Source organism: Kosakonia sp. MH5 (assembly GCF_009935945.1).
Classification (GTDB): Bacteria; Pseudomonadota; Gammaproteobacteria; order Enterobacterales; family Enterobacteriaceae; genus Kosakonia; species Kosakonia radicincitans.
This window is the reverse complement of record NZ_QODH01000004.1, coordinates 237,242-256,610: the sequence shown is the minus strand read 5'-3', so window position 1 is coordinate 256,610 and position 19,369 is coordinate 237,242. Positions and strand designations below refer to the sequence as shown.

General features: G+C 56.6%; 14 protein-coding genes. 11 read left to right on the top strand and 3 right to left on the bottom strand.

Annotation, left to right across the window (positions count from 1 at the left end; genetic code table 11):
• Positions 1 to 53: 53 nt before the first annotated feature.
• From dppB to DK872_RS13380, 11 genes are all read left to right on the top strand, one after another.
• Positions 54 to 1,073 carry a dipeptide ABC transporter permease DppB gene (gene dppB, locus DK872_RS13430; RefSeq protein ID WP_007369570.1) on the top strand — a complete coding sequence of 340 codons (1,020 nt, stop codon included), beginning with the start codon at positions 54 to 56 and terminating at the stop codon, positions 1,071 to 1,073.
• A gap of 9 nt (positions 1,074 to 1,082) precedes the next feature.
• Complete coding sequence (gene dppC / locus DK872_RS13425) at positions 1,083 to 1,985, top strand: dipeptide ABC transporter permease DppC (RefSeq protein WP_161518442.1); 903 nt, start codon at positions 1,083 to 1,085, stop codon at positions 1,983 to 1,985.
• 10 nt (positions 1,986 to 1,995) lie between these two features.
• Positions 1,996 to 2,979 carry a dipeptide ABC transporter ATP-binding protein gene (gene dppD, locus DK872_RS13420; RefSeq protein ID WP_007369572.1) on the top strand — a complete coding sequence of 328 codons (984 nt, stop codon included), beginning with the start codon at positions 1,996 to 1,998 and terminating at the stop codon, positions 2,977 to 2,979.
• The gene (gene dppF, locus DK872_RS13415) at positions 2,976 to 3,989 is read left to right on the top strand and encodes a dipeptide ABC transporter ATP-binding subunit DppF (protein WP_007369573.1); all 1,014 of its coding nucleotides are present in this window, start codon (positions 2,976 to 2,978) and stop codon (positions 3,987 to 3,989) included. Before dppD ends, dppF begins: the two co-directional genes overlap by 4 nt.
• 625 nt (positions 3,990 to 4,614) lie before the next feature.
• Positions 4,615 to 5,106: a cellulose biosynthesis protein BcsO gene (bcsO, locus tag DK872_RS13410; protein WP_161518441.1), complete on the top strand. Its 492-nt coding sequence runs from the start codon at positions 4,615 to 4,617 to the stop codon at positions 5,104 to 5,106.
• On the top strand, positions 5,097 to 5,900 hold the full coding sequence (bcsQ, locus tag DK872_RS13405) for a cellulose biosynthesis protein BcsQ (RefSeq protein WP_007369575.1): 804 nt from the start codon (positions 5,097 to 5,099) through the stop codon (positions 5,898 to 5,900). Before bcsO ends, bcsQ begins: the two co-directional genes overlap by 10 nt.
• Positions 5,901 to 5,916: 16 nt before the next feature.
• A complete protein-coding gene (bcsA, locus tag DK872_RS13400; protein WP_007369576.1) occupies positions 5,917 to 8,031 on the top strand; it encodes a UDP-forming cellulose synthase catalytic subunit in 2,115 nt (704 codons plus the stop codon).
• Complete coding sequence (gene bcsB / locus DK872_RS13395; protein WP_035886746.1) at positions 8,028 to 10,313, top strand: cellulose biosynthesis cyclic di-GMP-binding regulatory protein BcsB; 2,286 nt, start codon at positions 8,028 to 8,030, stop codon at positions 10,311 to 10,313. The genes bcsA and bcsB overlap by 4 nt, the downstream gene beginning before the upstream one ends.
• 14 nt (positions 10,314 to 10,327) lie before the next feature.
• Positions 10,328 to 14,323 carry a cellulose biosynthesis protein BcsC gene (locus DK872_RS13390; protein WP_161518440.1) on the top strand — a complete coding sequence of 1,332 codons (3,996 nt, stop codon included), beginning with the start codon at positions 10,328 to 10,330 and terminating at the stop codon, positions 14,321 to 14,323.
• Positions 14,320 to 14,802 (top strand): cellulose biosynthesis protein BcsD, encoded by a 483-nt coding sequence (bcsD, locus tag DK872_RS13385; protein ID WP_161518439.1) that lies wholly within the window; start codon positions 14,320 to 14,322, stop codon positions 14,800 to 14,802. Before DK872_RS13390 ends, bcsD begins: the two co-directional genes overlap by 4 nt.
• Positions 14,803 to 14,806: 4 nt before the next feature.
• The gene (locus tag DK872_RS13380; RefSeq protein ID WP_007369580.1) at positions 14,807 to 15,802 is read left to right on the top strand and encodes a glycosyl hydrolase family 8; all 996 of its coding nucleotides are present in this window, start codon (positions 14,807 to 14,809) and stop codon (positions 15,800 to 15,802) included.
• A gap of 39 nt (positions 15,803 to 15,841) precedes the next feature.
• Here DK872_RS13380 and bcsG read toward each other — a convergent pair whose 3' ends face one another.
• Genes bcsG through bcsE form a run of 3 tightly spaced genes read right to left on the bottom strand, consistent with a single transcriptional unit; the run spans position 15,842 to position 19,267 of the window.
• The gene (gene bcsG, locus DK872_RS13375) at positions 15,842 to 17,521 is read right to left on the bottom strand and encodes a cellulose biosynthesis protein BcsG (RefSeq protein WP_007369581.1); all 1,680 of its coding nucleotides are present in this window, start codon (positions 17,519 to 17,521) and stop codon (positions 15,842 to 15,844) included.
• Positions 17,514 to 17,711, bottom strand: coding sequence for a cellulose biosynthesis protein BcsF (gene bcsF / locus DK872_RS13370; RefSeq protein ID WP_043956159.1), 198 nt, complete (start codon positions 17,709 to 17,711; stop codon positions 17,514 to 17,516). The genes bcsG and bcsF overlap by 8 nt, the downstream gene beginning before the upstream one ends.
• Complete coding sequence (gene bcsE / locus DK872_RS13365) at positions 17,708 to 19,267, bottom strand: cellulose biosynthesis c-di-GMP-binding protein BcsE (protein ID WP_007369583.1); 1,560 nt, start codon at positions 19,265 to 19,267, stop codon at positions 17,708 to 17,710. Before bcsE ends, bcsF begins: the two co-directional genes overlap by 4 nt.
• Positions 19,268 to 19,369: the final 102 nt, after the last annotated feature.

The window sequence follows — 19,369 nt, the reverse complement described above, 5'->3', positions numbered from 1 at the left end:
GCAATACAGACGCGCCGCCGCCAGGCGCTGCGTCACTACTGAGAATCCGGGTTATGTTGCAGTTCATTCTCCGACGTCTGGGGCTGGTTATCCCAACGTTTATCGGTATCACCCTTCTCACCTTTGCCTTTGTCCATATGATCCCCGGCGACCCGGTAATGATCATGGCGGGTGAGCGTGGTATCTCTCCTGAGCGTCACGCTCAATTGCTGGCTGAGCTTGGTCTTGATAAGCCGCTTTGGGAACAATATGTCCACTATGTTTGGGGCGTATTGCACGGTGACTTAGGCATCTCTCTGAAGAGCCGACTTCCGGTGTGGGACGAGTTTGTGCCGCGTTTTAAAGCGACGCTGGAACTCGGTATCTGCGCCATGATTTTTGCGGTCGCTGTGGGTATTCCGGTGGGCGTACTGGCCGCCGTCAAACGTGGCTCTATTTTCGATCATACTGCGGTGAGCCTTGCGCTGACCGGCTACTCCATGCCTATCTTCTGGTGGGGCATGATGCTGATCATGCTGGTTTCGGTGCAGCTCAACCTGACGCCGGTTTCCGGACGCGTCAGCGATATGGTGTTCCTTGACGACAGCAATCCTTTGACCGGATTTATGCTGATAGATACCGCCATCTGGGGCGAGCAGGGCAACTTTATCGATGCCCTTGCGCATATGATCCTGCCAGCCATTGTGCTCGGCACCATTCCGCTGGCGGTGATCGTGCGTATGACCCGCTCCTCTATGCTGGAAGTTTTGGGTGAAGATTACATCCGTACCGCGCGCGCAAAAGGGCTGACCCGCATGCGCGTGATCATCGTGCATGCGCTGCGCAACGCCATGCTGCCGGTGGTGACGGTTATCGGCTTGCAGGTCGGCACGCTGCTGGCGGGCGCAATCCTGACGGAAACCATCTTCTCCTGGCCGGGTCTGGGTCGTTGGTTGATTGATGCGCTGCAACGCCGCGACTATCCGGTGGTGCAGGGCGGGGTATTGCTGGTCGCGACGATGATTATCCTCGTCAACCTGCTGGTCGACCTGCTCTACGGCGTGGTGAACCCGCGTATTCGGCATAAGAAGTAAGGGGCCATCATGTCACAAGTTACTGAAAATAAAGTTATTGCTGCACCGGTGCCAATGACGCCGTTGCAGGAGTTCTGGCACTATTTCAAACGCAACAAAGGTGCGGTTGTTGGCCTGGCTTACGTGGTGATCATGCTGATTATCGCCGTATTTGCTAACTTCCTTGCGCCGCACAACCCGGCCGATCAGTTCCGCGATGCGCTGCTGGCGCCACCGGTCTGGCAGGACGGCGGCACCTGGACGCACATTCTGGGTACCGATGATGTGGGCCGCGATACGCTGTCGCGCCTGATGTTTGGCGCTCGTCTGTCGCTGCTGGTGGGCTGTCTGGTGGTCGTGCTGTCGTTGATTGCGGGCATCGTGCTCGGCCTGGTGGCCGGTTACTTTGGCGGCGTTATCGGCAGCATCATTATGCGTGTCGTCGACATTATGCTGGCGCTGCCGAGCTTGCTGCTGGCGCTGGTGCTGGTGGCTATCTTCGGCCCGTCGATCGTCAACGCCTCGCTGGCGCTGACGTTTGTCGCCCTGCCGCACTATGTGCGACTCACGCGCGCCGCCGTACTGGTGGAGGTGAATCGCGACTACGTGACCGCTTCTCGCGTTGCTGGTGCGGGCGCGATGCGCCAGATGTTCGTCAATATTTTCCCCAACTGCCTCGCGCCGCTGATCGTTCAGGCGTCGCTGGGCTTCTCGAACGCCATTCTCGACATGGCCGCCCTTGGCTTCCTTGGCATGGGTGCGCAGCCGCCAACACCGGAGTGGGGCACGATGCTCTCCGACGTGTTGCAGTTCGCGCAGAGTGCCTGGTGGGTCGTGACCTTCCCGGGTCTGGCGATCCTGCTGACGGTGCTGGCATTTAACCTGATGGGTGACGGACTGCGTGATGCGCTCGACCCCAAACTGAAGCAGTAAGAGGTTCGAGATGGCGTTATTAAATGTAGATAAATTATCGGTGCACTTCGGCGACGTTGGCTCCGAGTTCCGCGCCGTAGACCGCGTAAGTTATAGCGTGAACCAGGGCGAAGTGGTTGGCATCGTCGGTGAATCTGGCTCCGGTAAATCCGTCAGTTCACTGGCGATTATGGGATTGATTGATTTCCCCGGTCGCGTAATGGCCGAAAACCTGGAGTTCAACGGCCAGGATCTGAAACGCATTTCTGAAAAAGAGCGCCGCAGTCTGGTGGGCTCCGAAGTCGCGATGATTTTCCAGGATCCGATGACCAGCCTGAACCCGTGCTACACGGTCGGTTTCCAGATAATGGAAGCGATTAAGGTGCATCAGGGCGGGAATAAGAAAACCCGTCGTCAGCGCGCAATTGACCTGCTGACGCAGGTCGGTATTCCCGATCCGGCCTCGCGTCTGGACGTATACCCGCACCAGCTCTCCGGTGGGATGAGTCAGCGCGTGATGATTGCTATGGCGATTGCCTGTCAGCCAAAACTGCTGATTGCCGATGAACCGACCACCGCGCTGGATGTGACCATCCAGGCGCAGATCATCGAGCTTTTGCTGGAGTTGCAGCAAAAAGAGAATATGGCGCTGATCCTGATCACTCACGATCTGGCGCTGGTGGCGGAAGCGGCGCACAAAATCATTGTGATGTACGCAGGCCAGGTGGTGGAAACCGGCGAAGCGAAAGATATCTTCCGCGCGCCGCGTCATCCTTACACCCAGGCGCTGCTACGCGCGCTGCCGGAGTTTGCACAGGACAAAGCGCGTCTGGCTTCGCTGTCGGGCGTTGTTCCGGGCAAATATGACCGCCCCACTGGCTGCCTGCTGAATCCGCGCTGCCCGTATGCAACGGACAAATGCCGCGAGCAGGAACCGGCACTGAATACCGTCGATGGCGGCCGTCAGTCCAAATGTCACTACCCACTCGATGACGCCGGGAGGCCGACACTATGAGTACGCACGAGGCCACCTCGCAGCAGCCGCTGTTGCAGGCTATCGACCTGAAAAAATACTACCCGGTGAAGAAGGGAATGTTTGCCCCGGAACGCCTGGTGAAAGCACTGGATGGCGTATCGTTCAACCTGGAACGCGGTAAAACGCTGGCAGTGGTGGGCGAATCCGGCTGTGGTAAATCCACGCTCGGCCGTCTGCTGACGATGATTGAAACCCCGACCGGCGGCGAGCTGTATTACCAGGGTCAGGATCTACTGAAACACGATCCCCATGCGCAGAAGCTGCGTCGGCAGAAGATTCAGATCGTCTTCCAGAACCCGTATGGCTCGCTGAACCCGCGTAAAAAAGTAGGGCAGATCCTCGAAGAACCTCTGCTGATTAACACTTCTCTCAGCAAAGAGGCGCGTCGGGAAAAAGCGCTGGCGATGATGGCGAAAGTTGGCCTGAAAACCGAGCATTACGATCGTTATCCGCATATGTTCTCCGGCGGTCAGCGTCAGCGTATCGCTATCGCCCGTGGTCTGATGCTCGATCCGGATGTCGTGATTGCCGACGAACCCGTTTCCGCGCTGGACGTCTCCGTGCGCGCTCAGGTGCTCAACCTGATGATGGATTTGCAGCAGGATTTGGGGCTCTCTTACGTCTTTATCTCCCACGATCTCTCTGTGGTTGAGCACATCGCCGATGAAGTGATGGTGATGTATCTCGGCCGCTGCGTGGAAAAAGGCACGAAAGACCAGATCTTTTCCAACCCGCGTCACCCGTACACTCAGGCGCTGCTCTCTGCAACGCCGCGCCTGAATCCGGATGAGCGCCGCGAGCGTATTAAACTGACCGGCGAGCTGCCAAGCCCGCTGAATCCACCGCCGGGCTGCGCGTTTAACGCCCGCTGCTCCCGTCGTTTCGGCCCCTGCACGCAGCTGCAGCCGCAGCTGAAAGATTACGGCGGTCAATTGGTTGCCTGCTTTGCCGTCGACCAGGATGAGAACGGCGAGAAACCGCACGCGTAATCCTCATGTGCCCGGCAGCGTTCAGGTTGCCGGGCCTGTCACTTTACTCTGAACCCGACAATCGATATTCTCCGCTGCTGACAATCCTTATAAACGTTCCGGCTTAATTTTGAAATTTTCAATAAATTTACCTTAAAACGAACGGAGAGATAATTTCAGTAGGAATAATGGGTTAGCGGAATAAAACAGTTTTATGACTCCCAATAATTATTTCTAAATATTTCTCTGAGTAAGCAAAAATTAAGGTTATTATTTCTTTGTCTGGATTATTACTCTTTTAATCAAGGTAAAAATGACATTTATTAATATAAATTTAGGTTAAGCTGGTTTTTATCACCGTAATATCCCTACATTTTTGGACGTTAATACTTTAATAGATACAGCAGCAAAAAAAGATGGCACATGTATGGGTATTGTTTATATATTTACCGGAAATAAACACCGTGTTAGCAATGCTGAAATGTAACACGTAAAAACAGGCGGAAGATCATCGCCGAAACATTATCTTGTACCCGCGCAAACACAGCACAGCCAAAATAAAAAGCCACAACTCGACCAATATCCGGGCGCTGAGATCTTTAGCGGTGGTGGGTACAATATTATTTTGTAAATCATGAGATTAACAATGAATCATTATGATGATTTGCAGAGGTTTAAGGATAAAACCCGCAACCAGAAACACGATTTTAAGGATCTTTCCGCGCAAAACCCTGGCAGCGACCAGGGAAACTGGGCACTGATCCAGCAGCTCTCTCCGGCAACGGATGAATCGACGCTGACCATGGGCGGCCATGTTTCTCTTCCTGTCCCGCAATCCGTTGAACCGGATCTCTTTGCCCGCACAGAGAATGCGCCCGCAGTCGACGTCAGCGAACCTGCGTCAATACCGGCTCCTTCCATTTTTCAAGGAGTTGCCAGCCAGCTTGCGACGGTCATTCCGCCCCCGGCGCCTGTGCCCGCTCCCACACCGGTGAGAGCGTTGCCTGCCGAGGGGGTAAAATCTGCCACCGTCAATTACGCGCAACTCTTCGCCGCCAAAGTGCCGGAAGCAAAGCCGAAAACAGAAAAAAACCAGCCATTACACTCGTTGTTAGAAAGGATCGCGTCATGCCGTTGATTTGTGTTTGTTCACCGAAAGGCGGTGTCGGAAAAACGACCCTGACGGCGAATCTGGCGTACGCGCTGGCCCGTTCGGGCAGCAAAGTTCTGGCGCTCGATTTTGACGTGCAGAATGCGCTGCGCCTGCATTTTGGCGTACCGCTAACGGACGGACGCGGCTACGTTGCCAAAGCGGCGGAATCGTCGGACTGGAGCCAGTTTGTCCTCACCGCAGGCGGCAATATCTTCGTCCTGCCTTATGGCGACGCCACGGAAGAGCAGCGACTCACATTTGAAGAGCGGCTGGCGAATGACGAGCACTTTTTAACGCGTGGACTGAATACGCTGTTGAACTATCCGGGTCTGATTATCGTCGCGGATTTTCCGCCAGGGCCGTCGGCTGCGTTAAAAGCCATGTCGCGGCTGGCCGATGTGCATCTGGTGACGTTGCTGGCGGATACCGCATCGCTCTCCCTGCTGCCGCAAATCGAAAACAACCGCCTGACGGGGGACGTGCTCAACCGTAAAGCTGGTCACTATTTTGTGGTCAACCAGAGTGATAACCGCCGCCAGATCAGCCGTGATGTCACCACGTTTCTTGAGCAGCGCCTGGGCAACCAGCTCCTGGGTGTGCTGCACCGCGATGAAAGCGTTGCCGAAGCGAATGCCTCACAGCAATCGGTGTTCGATTTTAGCCCGGCTTCCGCAGCCGCTTTCGATATTGAACTCATTGCAAAACGCGTCGCCGGCATCTTAGGCGTCAAAATCGGTGACGGGACGGTTCACAACTCGCCGCGCATGTCAGGTTTCTAACGCTCACGGGCAACCTATGAAAAAGCTTCTTTCTGTTTTGCTGGTACTGGCAATGGTTCCTGTCGCCCTGCTGGTGGTCATTACGCCGATGGACAGCCAAAAGCAGTATATTTTTGGCCTGATCAGCATGGGTATTTTGTTCCTGCTTGGATTCAGCAAAAAGCGCAGTGTTTCGGTGATTATGGTCGTGATGTCAGCGCTGTTGTCGACACGCTACATGTATTTCCGCCTGACCCAAACCCTGCATTTTAACTCTGAGATTGAAACCCTGCTCGGCATGGGACTGTTCCTTGCGGAAGTCTATGTCTGGGTGATGCTGCTGCTGAGCTACCTGCAAACTGTGTGGCCGCTGAAGCGTGAAATAGTGCAACTGCCGGATGATATGAGCCAGTGGCCGACGGTGGATGTCTACATTCCGACCTACAACGAACCGCTGGATGTGGTGCGTGATACGGTGCTCGCCGCGCAATGTATTGATTACCCGCGTGATAAGATGAAAATCTACCTGCTTGATGACGGTAAACGCCGGGAGTTTGCGGTGTTCGCCGCCGATGTCGGCGTTGGGTATATCACCCGTAACGACAATGCGCACGCCAAAGCCGGCAACCTGAACCACGCGATGAAGCTTACCCACGGCGAGCTGATCTGCGTCTTCGACTGCGACCATGTTGCCACGCGAATTTTCCTGCAAGCTACGGTCGGCGGTTTCCTGAAAGATCCGAAACTGGCGCTGGTACAGACGCCGCACTACTTCTATTCACCGGATCCGTTCGAACGCAACCTGTCGGTAGGCCGCAACATTCCTAATGAAGGCTCACTGTTCTACGGCCCGATCCAGCAAGGCAACGACAACTGGAACGCCACCTTTTTCTGCGGCTCGTGCGCGGTGATCCGCCGTAGCGCGCTGGAGGAGATTGGCGGTTTTGCCGTGGAAACGGTGACCGAAGATGCACATACCGCGCTGAAATTGCAGCGCCTGGGCTGGGGCACAGCGTTTATCGATATCCCGCTGGCGGCCGGTCTGGCGACCGAACGCCTGGTACTGCATGTGATCCAGCGTACCCGCTGGGCGCGCGGCATGACGCAGATTTTCCGCCTCGATAACCCGCTGCTGGGACGTGGGCTGACCCTTCCGCAGCGTCTGTGCTACCTGAGCGCGATGCTTTATTACCAGTTTGCGCTGCCGCGAATCGCCTTTTTGACCGCGCCGCTGGCTTATTTGCTGTTTAACCTGAACATTATTCACTCTTCGGCCACGTTGGTCTTCGCCTACGCGCTGCCGCATTTGTTCCTTGCCGTGTTCGTTAACTCGCGTCTGAACGGACGTTTCCGTTACAGCTTCTGGGGAGAGATTTATGACATCGTGCTGGCGTTCCATATTGTCCTGCCGACCGTCGTCACCATGCTGTTCCCGAAACGCGGGAAATTTAACGTCACCGATAAAGGCGGCCTGCTGAACGTTGGCTATTTCGATTTCAGCGTGGTGCGCCCGCATTTGATTATCGCGGTGTTGCTGGCAGCTGGCGTGGTGGCCGGGATTGTCCGCGCCTGCGCCCATGATTACTTCGGCGTCGATCCGCGCGTTATCGCCCTTAACGTCGGCTGGGGGCTGTACAGCCTGATCTTCCTGCTGGCGGCAATTGCCGTGGCGCGGGAAACCCGTCAAACCCGCAAAACCATCCGTATTGATGTCGATATTCCGGTGTTGATCCACTATGCCAGCGGTATTACCTCGCGCAGCCAGACCGCCGATTTATCGATGGGCGGCTGCCGTATCGTGGTACCGGACGAGCGCCACCAGAGCGATGAAATCGAAGAGATTGAGCTGCTGCTGCAATCGGGTGCGATTGCCATTCCGGCTCGCATCATCGCCAGCGATGCAGAGTATATCCGCCTGATGTTCGACGATATTCCGCTGTCGCGCCGCCGTGAACTGGTGCGCGTGGTGCTTTCCCGCGCGGATGCGTGGATCCATCCGCCGAAACCGCAGGACAACCCGTTCCGCTCGATGCTGACCATTGTGCGCTGCGTCTTTGATCTCTTCTGGCTGACCTGGACATCGCGTCGGGAAAACCGCCGCCTGCGGGCAGAGCTGGCGGCGAAGGCGACGTCGGAGGAGGGCGGCGTATGAAACGTCTGACAACGCTGGCTATGCTGGTCGGTATGCTGTTTATGGCGCCGCTGCACAGTGAGGAAACAACGGTTTCATCGCTGCTGCCGGTTGATTTACCCCCGCCGACAACGACGCAAAGCGCATCGGCCTTTGTGCCGTCGGTGGTCAACAGCGTGAGTCTGGCGCAGATGGGGCAACCGCAGGGATTAACCCTGAGCGGCGGCCAGTTCCAGAGCGGCATCGATTTTACCCTACCGATGGATCAGGTGATCACCAACGCCCGGCTGGCGCTGAATCTAAAGATCTCCCCGGCAATGGCGGCGCGTAATGCCACCCTGCAATTGATGCTTAATGGCCAGCCGCTGGGCACCGTACCACTGACCGCTACTGATAGTGATCTGTCGCGCTACCAGCTGGATATTCCGGCAGCGCTGATGGTTTCCAGCAACAACCTGAGCTTCAAAATCAATGATGGCGATGCGATGCAGTGCCAGCGCGATCTGAACGATAAGTATCGTGTCACCGTCCTGCCGGATTCGCGTTTTGAGCTGGAAGGGCAGCAACTGGATATCGGTGCCGATCTGAGCCACTTCCCGCGCCCGTTCTTTGACAGCATGCAGATGTCGCCCACCAGCATTGCGATGGCGTTCGGCGCGACGCTGAGCGCCGATGCCATTAGCGCCGGCGCATTGATCTCCTCGTGGATGGGGATCCAGGCCGATTATCGCGGCATCTCGTTTGCGGCGTATCACGATCGTCTGCCGGAACAGAACGGCATCCTGATCGGCCATCCCGGCGAGCAGATCGGCGGCCTGACGCTGCCGCAAACCACGCAGCCGCTGCTGAAAATTATCGATAACCCGGCGAACCCGGTGTACAAGCTGCTACTGGTTGTCGGCAAAGATGAACATGAACTGCGTGCGGCGGCCTGGCGGCTGACGCGGGGCAATTTCACGCCGCAAACGCCTGCGTTTGATGTTACGGCGCAGACCATTCCGTTGAGCAAACCCTATGATGCGCCGCGCTGGATCCCAACCGATCGTCCCATCAAGCTTCATGAGTTGATCCGCAAAGATCAAAGCCTGACCGCCACCGGGATCTGGCACTCGCCGTTGCAGGTGGCATTTCGCGCCGCGCCGGATCTGTTTTTGTGGGACGGAGAAACCATCCCGCTGCATATTGGTTACCGCTTCCCGACGGAAAACTGGATCGACGAGCAGCGCTCCTGGCTGAGCATGACCATGAACGACACTTTCCTGCACAACCTGCCGGTCAATAAACAGGGCGCGCTGGAAACGCTGTGGCACAAACTGGGCGGCGATGCGCGTCAGGAGTCGTTCGATATGCCGCTGGAGCCGTACATGATCTACGGCGATAACCAGCTCTCGCTCTACTTCAATATCGTGCCGAAAGAGAATGCGCCGTGCAGCACCTTGCTCAACAACAACATCAAGAGCCGCATTGATGATGATTCATGGATCGATTTAAGCCACACGCGTCACTTTGCGCTATTGCCGAACCTCTCCTATTTCGTTGGCGCGTCGTTCCCGTTTACCCGCATGGCGGACTACGCGGAAACGGTGCTGATGCTGCCGCAGAATCCGTCGGAAACGCAACTCGCCACGCTACTGGATATGGCTGCTCGCTCCGGTAATGCCACCGGAACGGCGCTGGGACATAACCGCGTGGTGCTTGGCGTTCCCACCGGCGGCGGCCTGCAAGAGCTGGTGCGCGATCGCGACGTGCTGGCGGTCACGGGCATGGATCAGCACGACTTCAACCATGCGCTGCTGGCTGACTCGCCGTTTATCACCCATGACAACACGCTGGGCGTGCGCGCGCCCTCCCTGTGGCAGAAAGTGCAGCGCTGGATGGCGGGCGACTGGGCGGCCGAAGGGCTGGAGGCCGACCGCTACTTCTCCTCTAACGAAGCATGGCGCGGTTTTATCAGTTTCCGCTCACCGTGGAACGATGAGCGTCTGGTGGTACTGGCGCTGGGCAGCAGCGATGAACAGCTTTCGCACCTGCATAGCGATCTGGCCTCAGCGCGTATTAACGCCGGTATTCGCGGCGATGCCGCCATCATCACCAATGAAAACGGGGTACGCAGCTTCCGCGTCGGCGAACAGTTCCCGAGCGGTCAAATGCCACCGCAGATGATGGTGGTCTGGTATGCCAACCAGCACTCAGCGCTGCTGGCCATTCTGGGACTGCTGGTCGGTTCGCTGGCGGGCTGGCTGTTCTATCTGGCGCTGAAAAAGCGCGAGCGTAAACGTCTGCATCCGGAGAACAGCAAGTGAAAAGGGTGACCACAATGCGAAACAAAACCGCCCGCCGGTGGACGACCGTTTGCCTCTCCGGCGCACTTGCGCTCAGCGCTGCCGGGCAGGCACAGGCCGCGCCGAATGATGCGGCCTTAAAAGCGCTGTTCGATCAGGCCAACTACTGGCATGAAAAATCCCATGACGACCTGGCGATGGAGTCGCTGAAAAAGGTGTTAATGGTTGATGCCAATAACACCCGGGCGATGTATCTGATGGCGCTGTGGGCGCAGCAAAATGGCGATTTGCAGACCGCCGCGCAGTGGCGTTCACGGCTGGCGCAAACCGCGCCCGGCGATGGCGAATTGCAGGCGCTGGATAACGCCAAACAGATGGCGCAGGTGCCGCAAGGGCAGCTCACGCTGGCGCGTCAGCAGGCGCGGAGCGGCAACATTCCGGCCGCGCTGGAGACCTGGCGCAGCCTGTTTAACGGCAATACGCCGCCGCCGGGTCTGGCACCGGAATATTACCTGACGATGGCGAGCGACAAAGCGCTCTATCCGCAGGCGCTGGCGCAGATGCAGCACATTGTGGCGCAGAATCCGCAGGACAATGCCGCGCGCGTGGCGCTGGGCAAGATGCTCACCTGGCGTGAAGAGACGCGCCGCGACGGGATTTTAATGCTCGAACCGATGGCCAGCGGCAGCAAAGATGCCGATGCCGGTGTACGACAGGCGCTGCTGTGGCTTGGGCCGCAGTCCGGCGATGAGCGCTTCTACGACACTTGGTTGCAGCGCCATCCGCAGGACAGCGAAGTTCAGGATTACTACCGCAAAAACATCGGCGGCGCAGCGAAAGGCGCGGGCTTTACCGCCCTGAACAGCGGCGACAGCAGTACGGCGAAGCGGCAGTTTGAACAGGTGCTGCAAACCAATCCGCAGGATGCCGATGCGCTGGCGGGCATGGGTTATATCGCCCAGCGCAATGGTGACTATCAGGCGGCGGCGCAATACCTGAATCGGGCGGCGAGCCTGGGTGGTGATGCCTCTGCCGAGCGCAAAACGCAGGCGGAGGACGCGGCGTTTTACGGCCAACTGGCGCAGGCGCAACAGGCGCTGAAAGAGGGCAATGTCAGCCAGGCGCTGGCCTTATCCGCACCGCTGGCGCAGCAGAGCGGCGAGCGGGGAACGGCGGCAAAACTGTTCCGCGCCGATGTGTTACGCCAGAACAAAGATTACCCGCAGGCGGAGCAGGCACTGCGCGCTATTCTGAACGACCAACCGCAGAATGCCCCGGCGCGCGAAAACCTCTATTACGTTCTGCGCGATCAAAACAAAACGGCAGAAGCTCAGAGCATGCTGCGAACCCTACCGGCCAGCTTGCAGGCGAAGCTGCAACCGCGCGTAGTCACCGGCGCGCCGGGCGATCCGCTGCGCCGTCAGGCGCAACAACTGGCTGCCAGCGGCAATACGCCGCAGGCGATTGCGCTGTTGCGTCAGGGCGTTGAGCGGTTGCCGGACGATCCGTGGCTGCGCCTCGATCTGGCGCGATTATTACAGCAATCCGGCCAGCAGAATGAAGCGGCGAGCGTTATGCTTCCGGCACAAAGCAGCGGCTCGGGCGCAAGCTCCCTGTATGCCGCCGCGCTGTTCGCCAGTGAAAATGGCGGCTGGCAGCAGGCCAGTTCGTTGTTGTCGCGGATCTCGCCCGCGGGGCAAAACAGCCAGACGCGCGATCTCGCCCGCCGGGTGAACTACAACCTGCAAATGGCGACCGCCGATCGTTACCTGGCACAGGGCAATACTGTTGCCGCGTCGAATACCCTGAAAGCGCTCGCCAGCACGCCACCGGAAAGCCCGGCCGATGCCGGGAAACTGGCGCGGATGCTGGCGCAAACCGGCGATCTGACAACGGCGGTTTCGCTGGTGCGGGCCAATATGCAGCAGGGCGTGCAGGGCAATGCCGGGGATTACGCCGATCAAATTGCCGTGCTGAATCAGGCCGGGCTGAACCAGGAAGCACAGGCCTTTGTTTCCAGCCCCGAGATGCAGGCGCGCAGCACCCCGGCGCAACTGGCGGGCGTGCGTAACGGTTATGTGATTAATGAAGCCGATCGTCTGCGTGAGCAGGGCAACTATGCCGCCGCCTATGACAAGCTGATTCGCGCGTTGCAAAGCGATCCGCAGAATACCGATTTGATGTTCGCCATGGGCCGTCTCTACCAGAGCGGCAAAATGAACAAAGAAGCAGGCGTGCTGTATGACTATCTGATGACCCGCGACAGCGATGATCAGGCCGCGCGTGTCGGTGCGATTGATGTGGCGCTGGCGGAAAATAATATTGATAAAGCCCAGACCCTGGCGAATGGTCTGCGCAGTAACAGTTCACCGGAACGCCTGCTACTGCTGGCGCGGCTGGAAGAAGCAAAGGGTAACCATCAGCAGGCGATGACCCTGTTGCGTAGCGCCCGCGGCAAGCTGGTGGGGCTGGAATCGACCAACAGCGCGGCCACGCCAACAATTGGCGGCGTTTTGTTGGCTGATAACCCGTTTATGACTACCAGTAAAACCACGGCTGACACGGCTGCGCCTCAGTCGCTGTATGGGCAGACGTTGCCGTGGCAGGTGGCGCAGGTGGCCCGTGAGCCGGGCAGTAATCTGCCGGGCACTACGCGTACCGATCTGCCGGTAGAAACGGCGCAAAGCCGTACGCTGCGCCAGGTGGATGACATGATGCAGCAGATGAACGAAAAAACCGGCATGTGGCTGCAAGGTGAAGTGGATATTCGCGGTCGCGACGGGGAAACCGGCACCAGCAAGTTAACGGAAGCGAAAGCGCCGCTGACCTGGTCCAGCTCGCCGTTCGGCGATGCGCGCTTTGAATTTACTGCCACGCCAGTCAGCCTCAGTTCCGGTAGCGCTTCGGGCGATGCCTGGCGTCGTTATGGTTCAAACCCGCTGGCAGATGCGGCGAGCAATATTGCCACCTCCATCAGCAATGCCAACAGTTCTACGGCAACGGACGGCAGCGATAAATTTACCGATCTGGCAAGTTACGCCGATGCCAGCAAACTGACACCGTTTACCGATGAGGGTTACAACAACCTGACCTCTTTATTGGGTTCGAGCCGCCTGAAAAGCCTGAGCGCATCGAACTACAAGAAGAATTACAACGATGCAATTAACGCCTCTACCGATTCGCAAAACGCCAGCGGCGTGGAGCTGAATATGGCGCTCAGCGGCGACAGCTACAAGCTGGATATCGGCAGTACGCCGCTCGGGCAGGATCTCACCTCGCTGGTGGGCGGCGTGAAGTGGTCGCCGAAACTGACCAACTACCTGACGCTGATCTTCACCGGCGAGCGCCGCGCGATCACCGACAGCCTGCTGTCGTATGTCGGACTACAGGATAAATACTCCGGCCAGCGCTGGGGGCAGGTCACCAAAAACGGCGGATCGGTACAGTTAAGTTACGATGATGGCGATGCCGGGTTTTACGTCGGCGGCGGAGGTTACAGTTATCTCGGGACGGATGTTGCCAGCAACACCAGCATGAACGCCAATGCCGGGGTCTATTTACGCCCGTGGCATGACGATTTCCGCCAGTTGCAGGCCGGGTTGAGCGTGAGCTGGATGGATTTCTCGAAAAACCTCAGCTACTTCACTTACGGCCAGGGCGGTTATTTCAGTCCGCAGAACTATGTCAGCGTCTCTTTACCGGTCGATCTTTCGCAGAAAATCGATAACTGGAAGCTGAGCATCGGCGGCGCTGTGGGATATCAGTCTTATACCCAGGATAAAAGCGACTATTTCCCGACCGAGCCTGAGGCACAGAAGATGCTCCAGCAACTGGCGGATCTTGGCTTTATCAAAGAGGCGCAGTACCAGGGCACTTCGCAAAACGGTATCGGCTACAACTTCCATGCGGGGCTGGATTACAACGTGAATAAAAATATGACGGTGGGCGGCAAAGTCGGCTACGACACCTTCGGCAATTATAACGAAAGCACCGCCGGGATTTGGCTCCGGTACATGTTGGGAGACAAATGATGACACACACTTCTGATACGCCGTTGCTCTTGTGGTTTCAGCAGCAGCAAACCGCGCCGGGCTGGTTTGATTTGCTGAGCGTAATGATTGACGGCATGGTAAACAACGTCGGTGAAGCGGAAAGCCTGCCGTTCCTGCGACAGATGGGTGATGCAATGGCGGAACGCACGCCGCTTCCGCCGTCGGAAACCGTGGGCGAACTGGAAGCCAATATCAATGCGCAACTGGCGCTGTTCAACTGGGGTTTTATCGATATCGATACCCGTGATGACGGGCTGGCATTTCGTCATCAGGGCTTGCCGGTCGCGCGGGAAGAAGCGCACCGGAAGCGCTGGTGCTTTGCTCTTTGCGCCGTGCTTGAGGGGCTGTATACCCGCTGGATGCAAGAGCAGGGTGGTGCGGCAGGTCTCGTTTTTACCCGCGAAAGGCTCTATTCTGTGTCGGATGTTCTCTTCCGTTACGCTAACCCAAGTGAGTAAACCCATGTTGAAGCGCGTATTCGCCGCTCTGGTGGTGATGGTGAGTCTGTTGTTTACGTCATTTTCCCAGGCTTCTGCGGCCTGGGATAGTTATAAAGCCCGTTTTTTAATGCCGGATGGACGCGTCGTCGATACCGGTAATAAAAGTGTTTCCCATACTGAAGGCCAGGGTTACGCCATGTTGATGGCGGTGGCCAGTGATGACAGAGCTGCCTTTGACAGCATGTGGAACTGGACGAATAAGACCCTGAGAAATAAAGATAACGGCCTCTTTTTCTGGCGTTATAACCCGGTGGAAGCCGATCCTGTTGCTGATAAAAACGATGCGACGGATGGCGATGTTCTGCTGGCCTGGGCGCTGCTGAAAGCGGGGCAGCGCTGGAATGTTCCGGCTTATACCAGCGCGTCGGACGCTATTACGCAGGCCGTGCTGAAACATACCGTGGTGAGTTATGCCGGTTACCGCGTGATGCTGCCAGGCGCGAACGGCTTCAACCTCAACACCTATGTGAACCTGAATCCCGCCTATTTCATCTTCCCGGCGTGGCAGGATTTCGCGAAACGAAGCCATCAAGTGGTGTGGCGCGATTTGATCGCCGACGGGCAAAAGCTGCTGGGGAAAATGCGCTTTGGCAAAGCACAGCTCCCGACAGACTGGGTTTCGCTGGCGGCGGATGGCAAGCTTTCCCCGGCAAAAGAGTGGCCGCCACGCATGAGTTATGATGCTATCCGTATTCCGCTGTATATCAGCTGGCAGGATCCGCAAAGCGCGCTGCTGATGCCGTGGCGTAGCTGGTGGCAGGGCTTTAGCCGCAATCAGACGCCGGCCTGGGTGAATGTGGCGACCAACGAAACGGCGCCGTATATGATGAATGACGGTCTGCTGGCGGTACGTGATTTAACGCTGGGAGAACCGCTGGCCGAGCCGCAAATCACCGCGCAGGATGATTACTACTCTGCCAGCCTGAAGATGCTGGTGTGGCTGGCGCAGCAGCGCTAACCGATTGACCCTCTCCCTTGCGGGAGAGGGCGCAGGACGTTACTGCGGATACGGTACCCAGTCGCCGCCGTTCAGGCGAACATACGGCTTGTTCTGGTACTGCAACACAATGGCGTTGGCGTTTTCAGAAACCGGTGCCGTTTGCGGCAGATTGCTGGTGAGCTGCTGCCAGTTGACGCTGTCCTCGGTGAAGATTTTGCCATCCAGCACCCGTGTCACCAGTTCTGATATCGCCAGGAAGCTGCTCGGCTGGTTAATCTCAATCGGCGCGCCCTGATGCGGCGCTTTCATGCCGAAGAATTTAATCGCTGTCGGTACATTGGTAATTGACGGGCTGGGGATATCACGCAGGCCGGAAACCTGCATTTTGTCGCCCTTCAGCGCCGCGCCGTGTTCCGGCACCAGCACCACCATCACTTTCCGCCCGGATTTCTCCAGCTGCGTGAAGAAGGCATCCAGCTCATCAAACAGTTTCTGCGCGCGCAGTTTGTAATCCGCCGTTTTACGATCGCCGGGATAGTGGTTCCCGTCGTGCAGCGGCAGCAGGTTGTAGAAGGTTGCGGTGCGTTGCCCCTGTTTGAAGCTGTCCGACTCCATCCAGCGGTTCAGCACGGCAGTATCGTCATAGACCGGCGAACCATCAAAAGAGAGCAGTACAGGCGGCAGGCCAGACTGATCCATCAATGGTACCTGCACGCCGCCGTTATCGCGGATCTCTTTCAGGAAACCGCCGAACTCGCCGTTATGGTCCATCATCAACTGCTGGGTAAAGCCCAGTTTCGCCAGATTATCAAACAGATAGCATTGGTTATTGGCCTGCTGATAGAGGTTTTTGTGCGACGACTGGCCGCAGCTGGCGCGCAACAGACGAATCGCCGCCGGGCCGCTGTAAGCGGTGGCAGAGTTGAAGTGTTTAAATACGATGTCGAAGTGCGACCACAGCGGGTGCGACATCAGCCCTGCTGCTTCAATATCATCCCACGAAAGGGAACAGATATTGATGACCAGCAGATCAAACGGCTGGGCGTCAGCGGGAAGCTGCGCCGGGAAAGTGCTCTGGCGCTTCTCTTCTGAGGCGTAGAAACTGGCAAGATAAGCATTCAGGTTTTCCGTGGTCGGCGGCGCGGTTTGCGCAGGCATATCGCCCACTACCGGGGTATCGCCTGCCGCCGCGACGGTTGCTGCCGCACCGCCGCCGGTTGTGGTCACCGTGGTGGTTGGCTGGCCGCCTGGCCACAAGTTAAATGCCGGTCCGGTCAGGGTCAGCACGTTCAGCCAGATCATAATGGCAACGACAAACACAGTAACGCGGATCCACTGTGATAAAAACAGCCACGCCACCAGCAGGACAAAAACCCCGCCAATCATTTGCCAGTTGATAAAACGGGTCACCAGATCAAGCAGATAGTCGGCGCTGAAACCCGCGACCTGCGAGCCCTGGCTCATCATACTTTCCGGGCCAGGCAGCCAGGTGTCATGCCAGAAGAGACCAAAACCAATCGGCAGTGCGATCCAGTGACGCAGACGATGTAACCTCATGCGCGGCAACGGCATCAGCAGGAATGCCATAAAAACCAGGTTCAGCAACGGATGAAAGTTAAGGTAGCCCGCCCATAACAGACCGAATTTCAGCAGAAAATAGAAGTTCCAGCCGGAGAGGCCGCGCCAGTATTGCCACAGCGGCGAAGGCGTTGAAGTGGTCATCGATGAATTAGTCATGTTTGCGGTCTGCCTTGACGAACGATTCCCGGCGCAATATTCCTGCCGGTTTTACATAGCGAGGTCTGGTAAACAAGATCCGAAATGCGGACCGGATAGGGCGTATCCAGTGGCGCGCAAGATAACCCAGCGGAAAAAAGATCAGTGCGCAGAAGATGATAAGCTGAACGATATCGCTGACTGACATCATGATGTGCGCTCCGTGGTGTCACTGAATAAGCGGTAAGGCTCCGGAATACGGCGCCAGCCTGTACCGTCATGTTCGGCGTTAATGACTTTCTTCATTCCGGCAGTGTCAGGCAGCGGTTTAGCCAGTTTTTCCGGCGTCAGCATACGCATCTGCACCAGTTCCGCGGCAATCTGATTATCTTCAAACCACACCATCCGGTTTGAGAAGATATCCGCCGTTGGCAGCGGGAAAATGTGGTTCAGGGCGGTATCAAGATCGTTGACACGGCAAAAGGACAAAAACAGCACCAGCCGGTTGTCGCTCATGCTGACAATATCCCCCACGCGATTAGGGCGACAAAGGGTAAGTGCTTGTTCGACGCGAATACCCGGTACCGGGCGCAGCGCAACCATTACCCCTTTGCCATCCGGCGGCAACAGTTGGTTATTGACCATATTGCTTATCGCATCGCAGAAGATATTCCACGGCTGGTAGCCGCGCAGCTTCAGAGGCTGGGTCATGGAAAGCAGGGTGGTGATATCTTCCGGCACCAGCCGGTTGAATTGTTGCCCCTGCACGCTTTCAATCAGAGTCAGGCAGCGCGATAGCGGCGCGTTCCAGGGAATAACCATATTCGCGCCGCAGCCCAGCAATAATCGCTCATCGGTCGCGCGCAGGCTGGCCTGACTTTCACGGACGATAATTTTTAAACCGCTGCCGCGCTGGCGGCGCAGGGTATGTACCTGGCGGGCGATACTGTCGATCTGGTTGTTTTGCGCCAGGGAAAAAATCAGCGTTGCCGCCTGGCTTGAACGGGCTTCTTCAAACAGCGCTTCGTTTGTTTCAAATAAAGACCAATATTCGGAAAGCGGCGGCGCACCTTCCAGAACCGCCACATTACTTAATATTCTTTTTTCATCGCTGCGCGGTTGTACGGCGGTTTCTTCCTGCTTCGCTAATTGCCACCGGTCATCATGATGATGAAGAATCAGTTGCTGGCGGGCGCTGATCCCTTTTTCATTACACCACCAGGCAACATCATAAAGATGCATACCGTTTTGATAGCGTAAACTTGCCAGACCAAACAGTGAGCGATATTCACTCATCAAAATCGAGGCTTGTTTGTCATTGTTATTGCCGGGATTAATAACCAGCAAAGTACAATTATGATATTTCGCCCACTCATGCGTTTTTTCTAACCATTGATGTATTTTGGGACCAGGAACATTCTGCCAGGCATTATTAGCACAGAGCAGTATAAGTAAATAATTCTCAGGCTCAATGGTGCAGAGTAAATCGCGGGCGAAAAAGTATAGGCTATTACTCTGGTTTGGCATGGAAAATAGACGAATTTTTTGGGGGCCGTGATCTTTATCCAGTTTAAGGATGCCCCGTAGATCGTGGTCCATACCGATAACCGCGACATTTGCCTCGGTATCTTGTTGTGCAATAGTTTGATTAATAAGGCTAACTGCATCAGTTTCGCGATCGGCATTTAACCACCAAACGCCGCCTGTAGGCATATGACGCAATTCGTCCCATAAAGACTGAATGCCAATAGAAAATATGGGGTCCACGATGTCCCTCTTGAAACAAATTTATCTGTATCTCAGTTTACTAGCGAAAGCTGAGAAATAAACCTAACATTGAAATTAAAGAACATCAGTTTTAGCATGTAA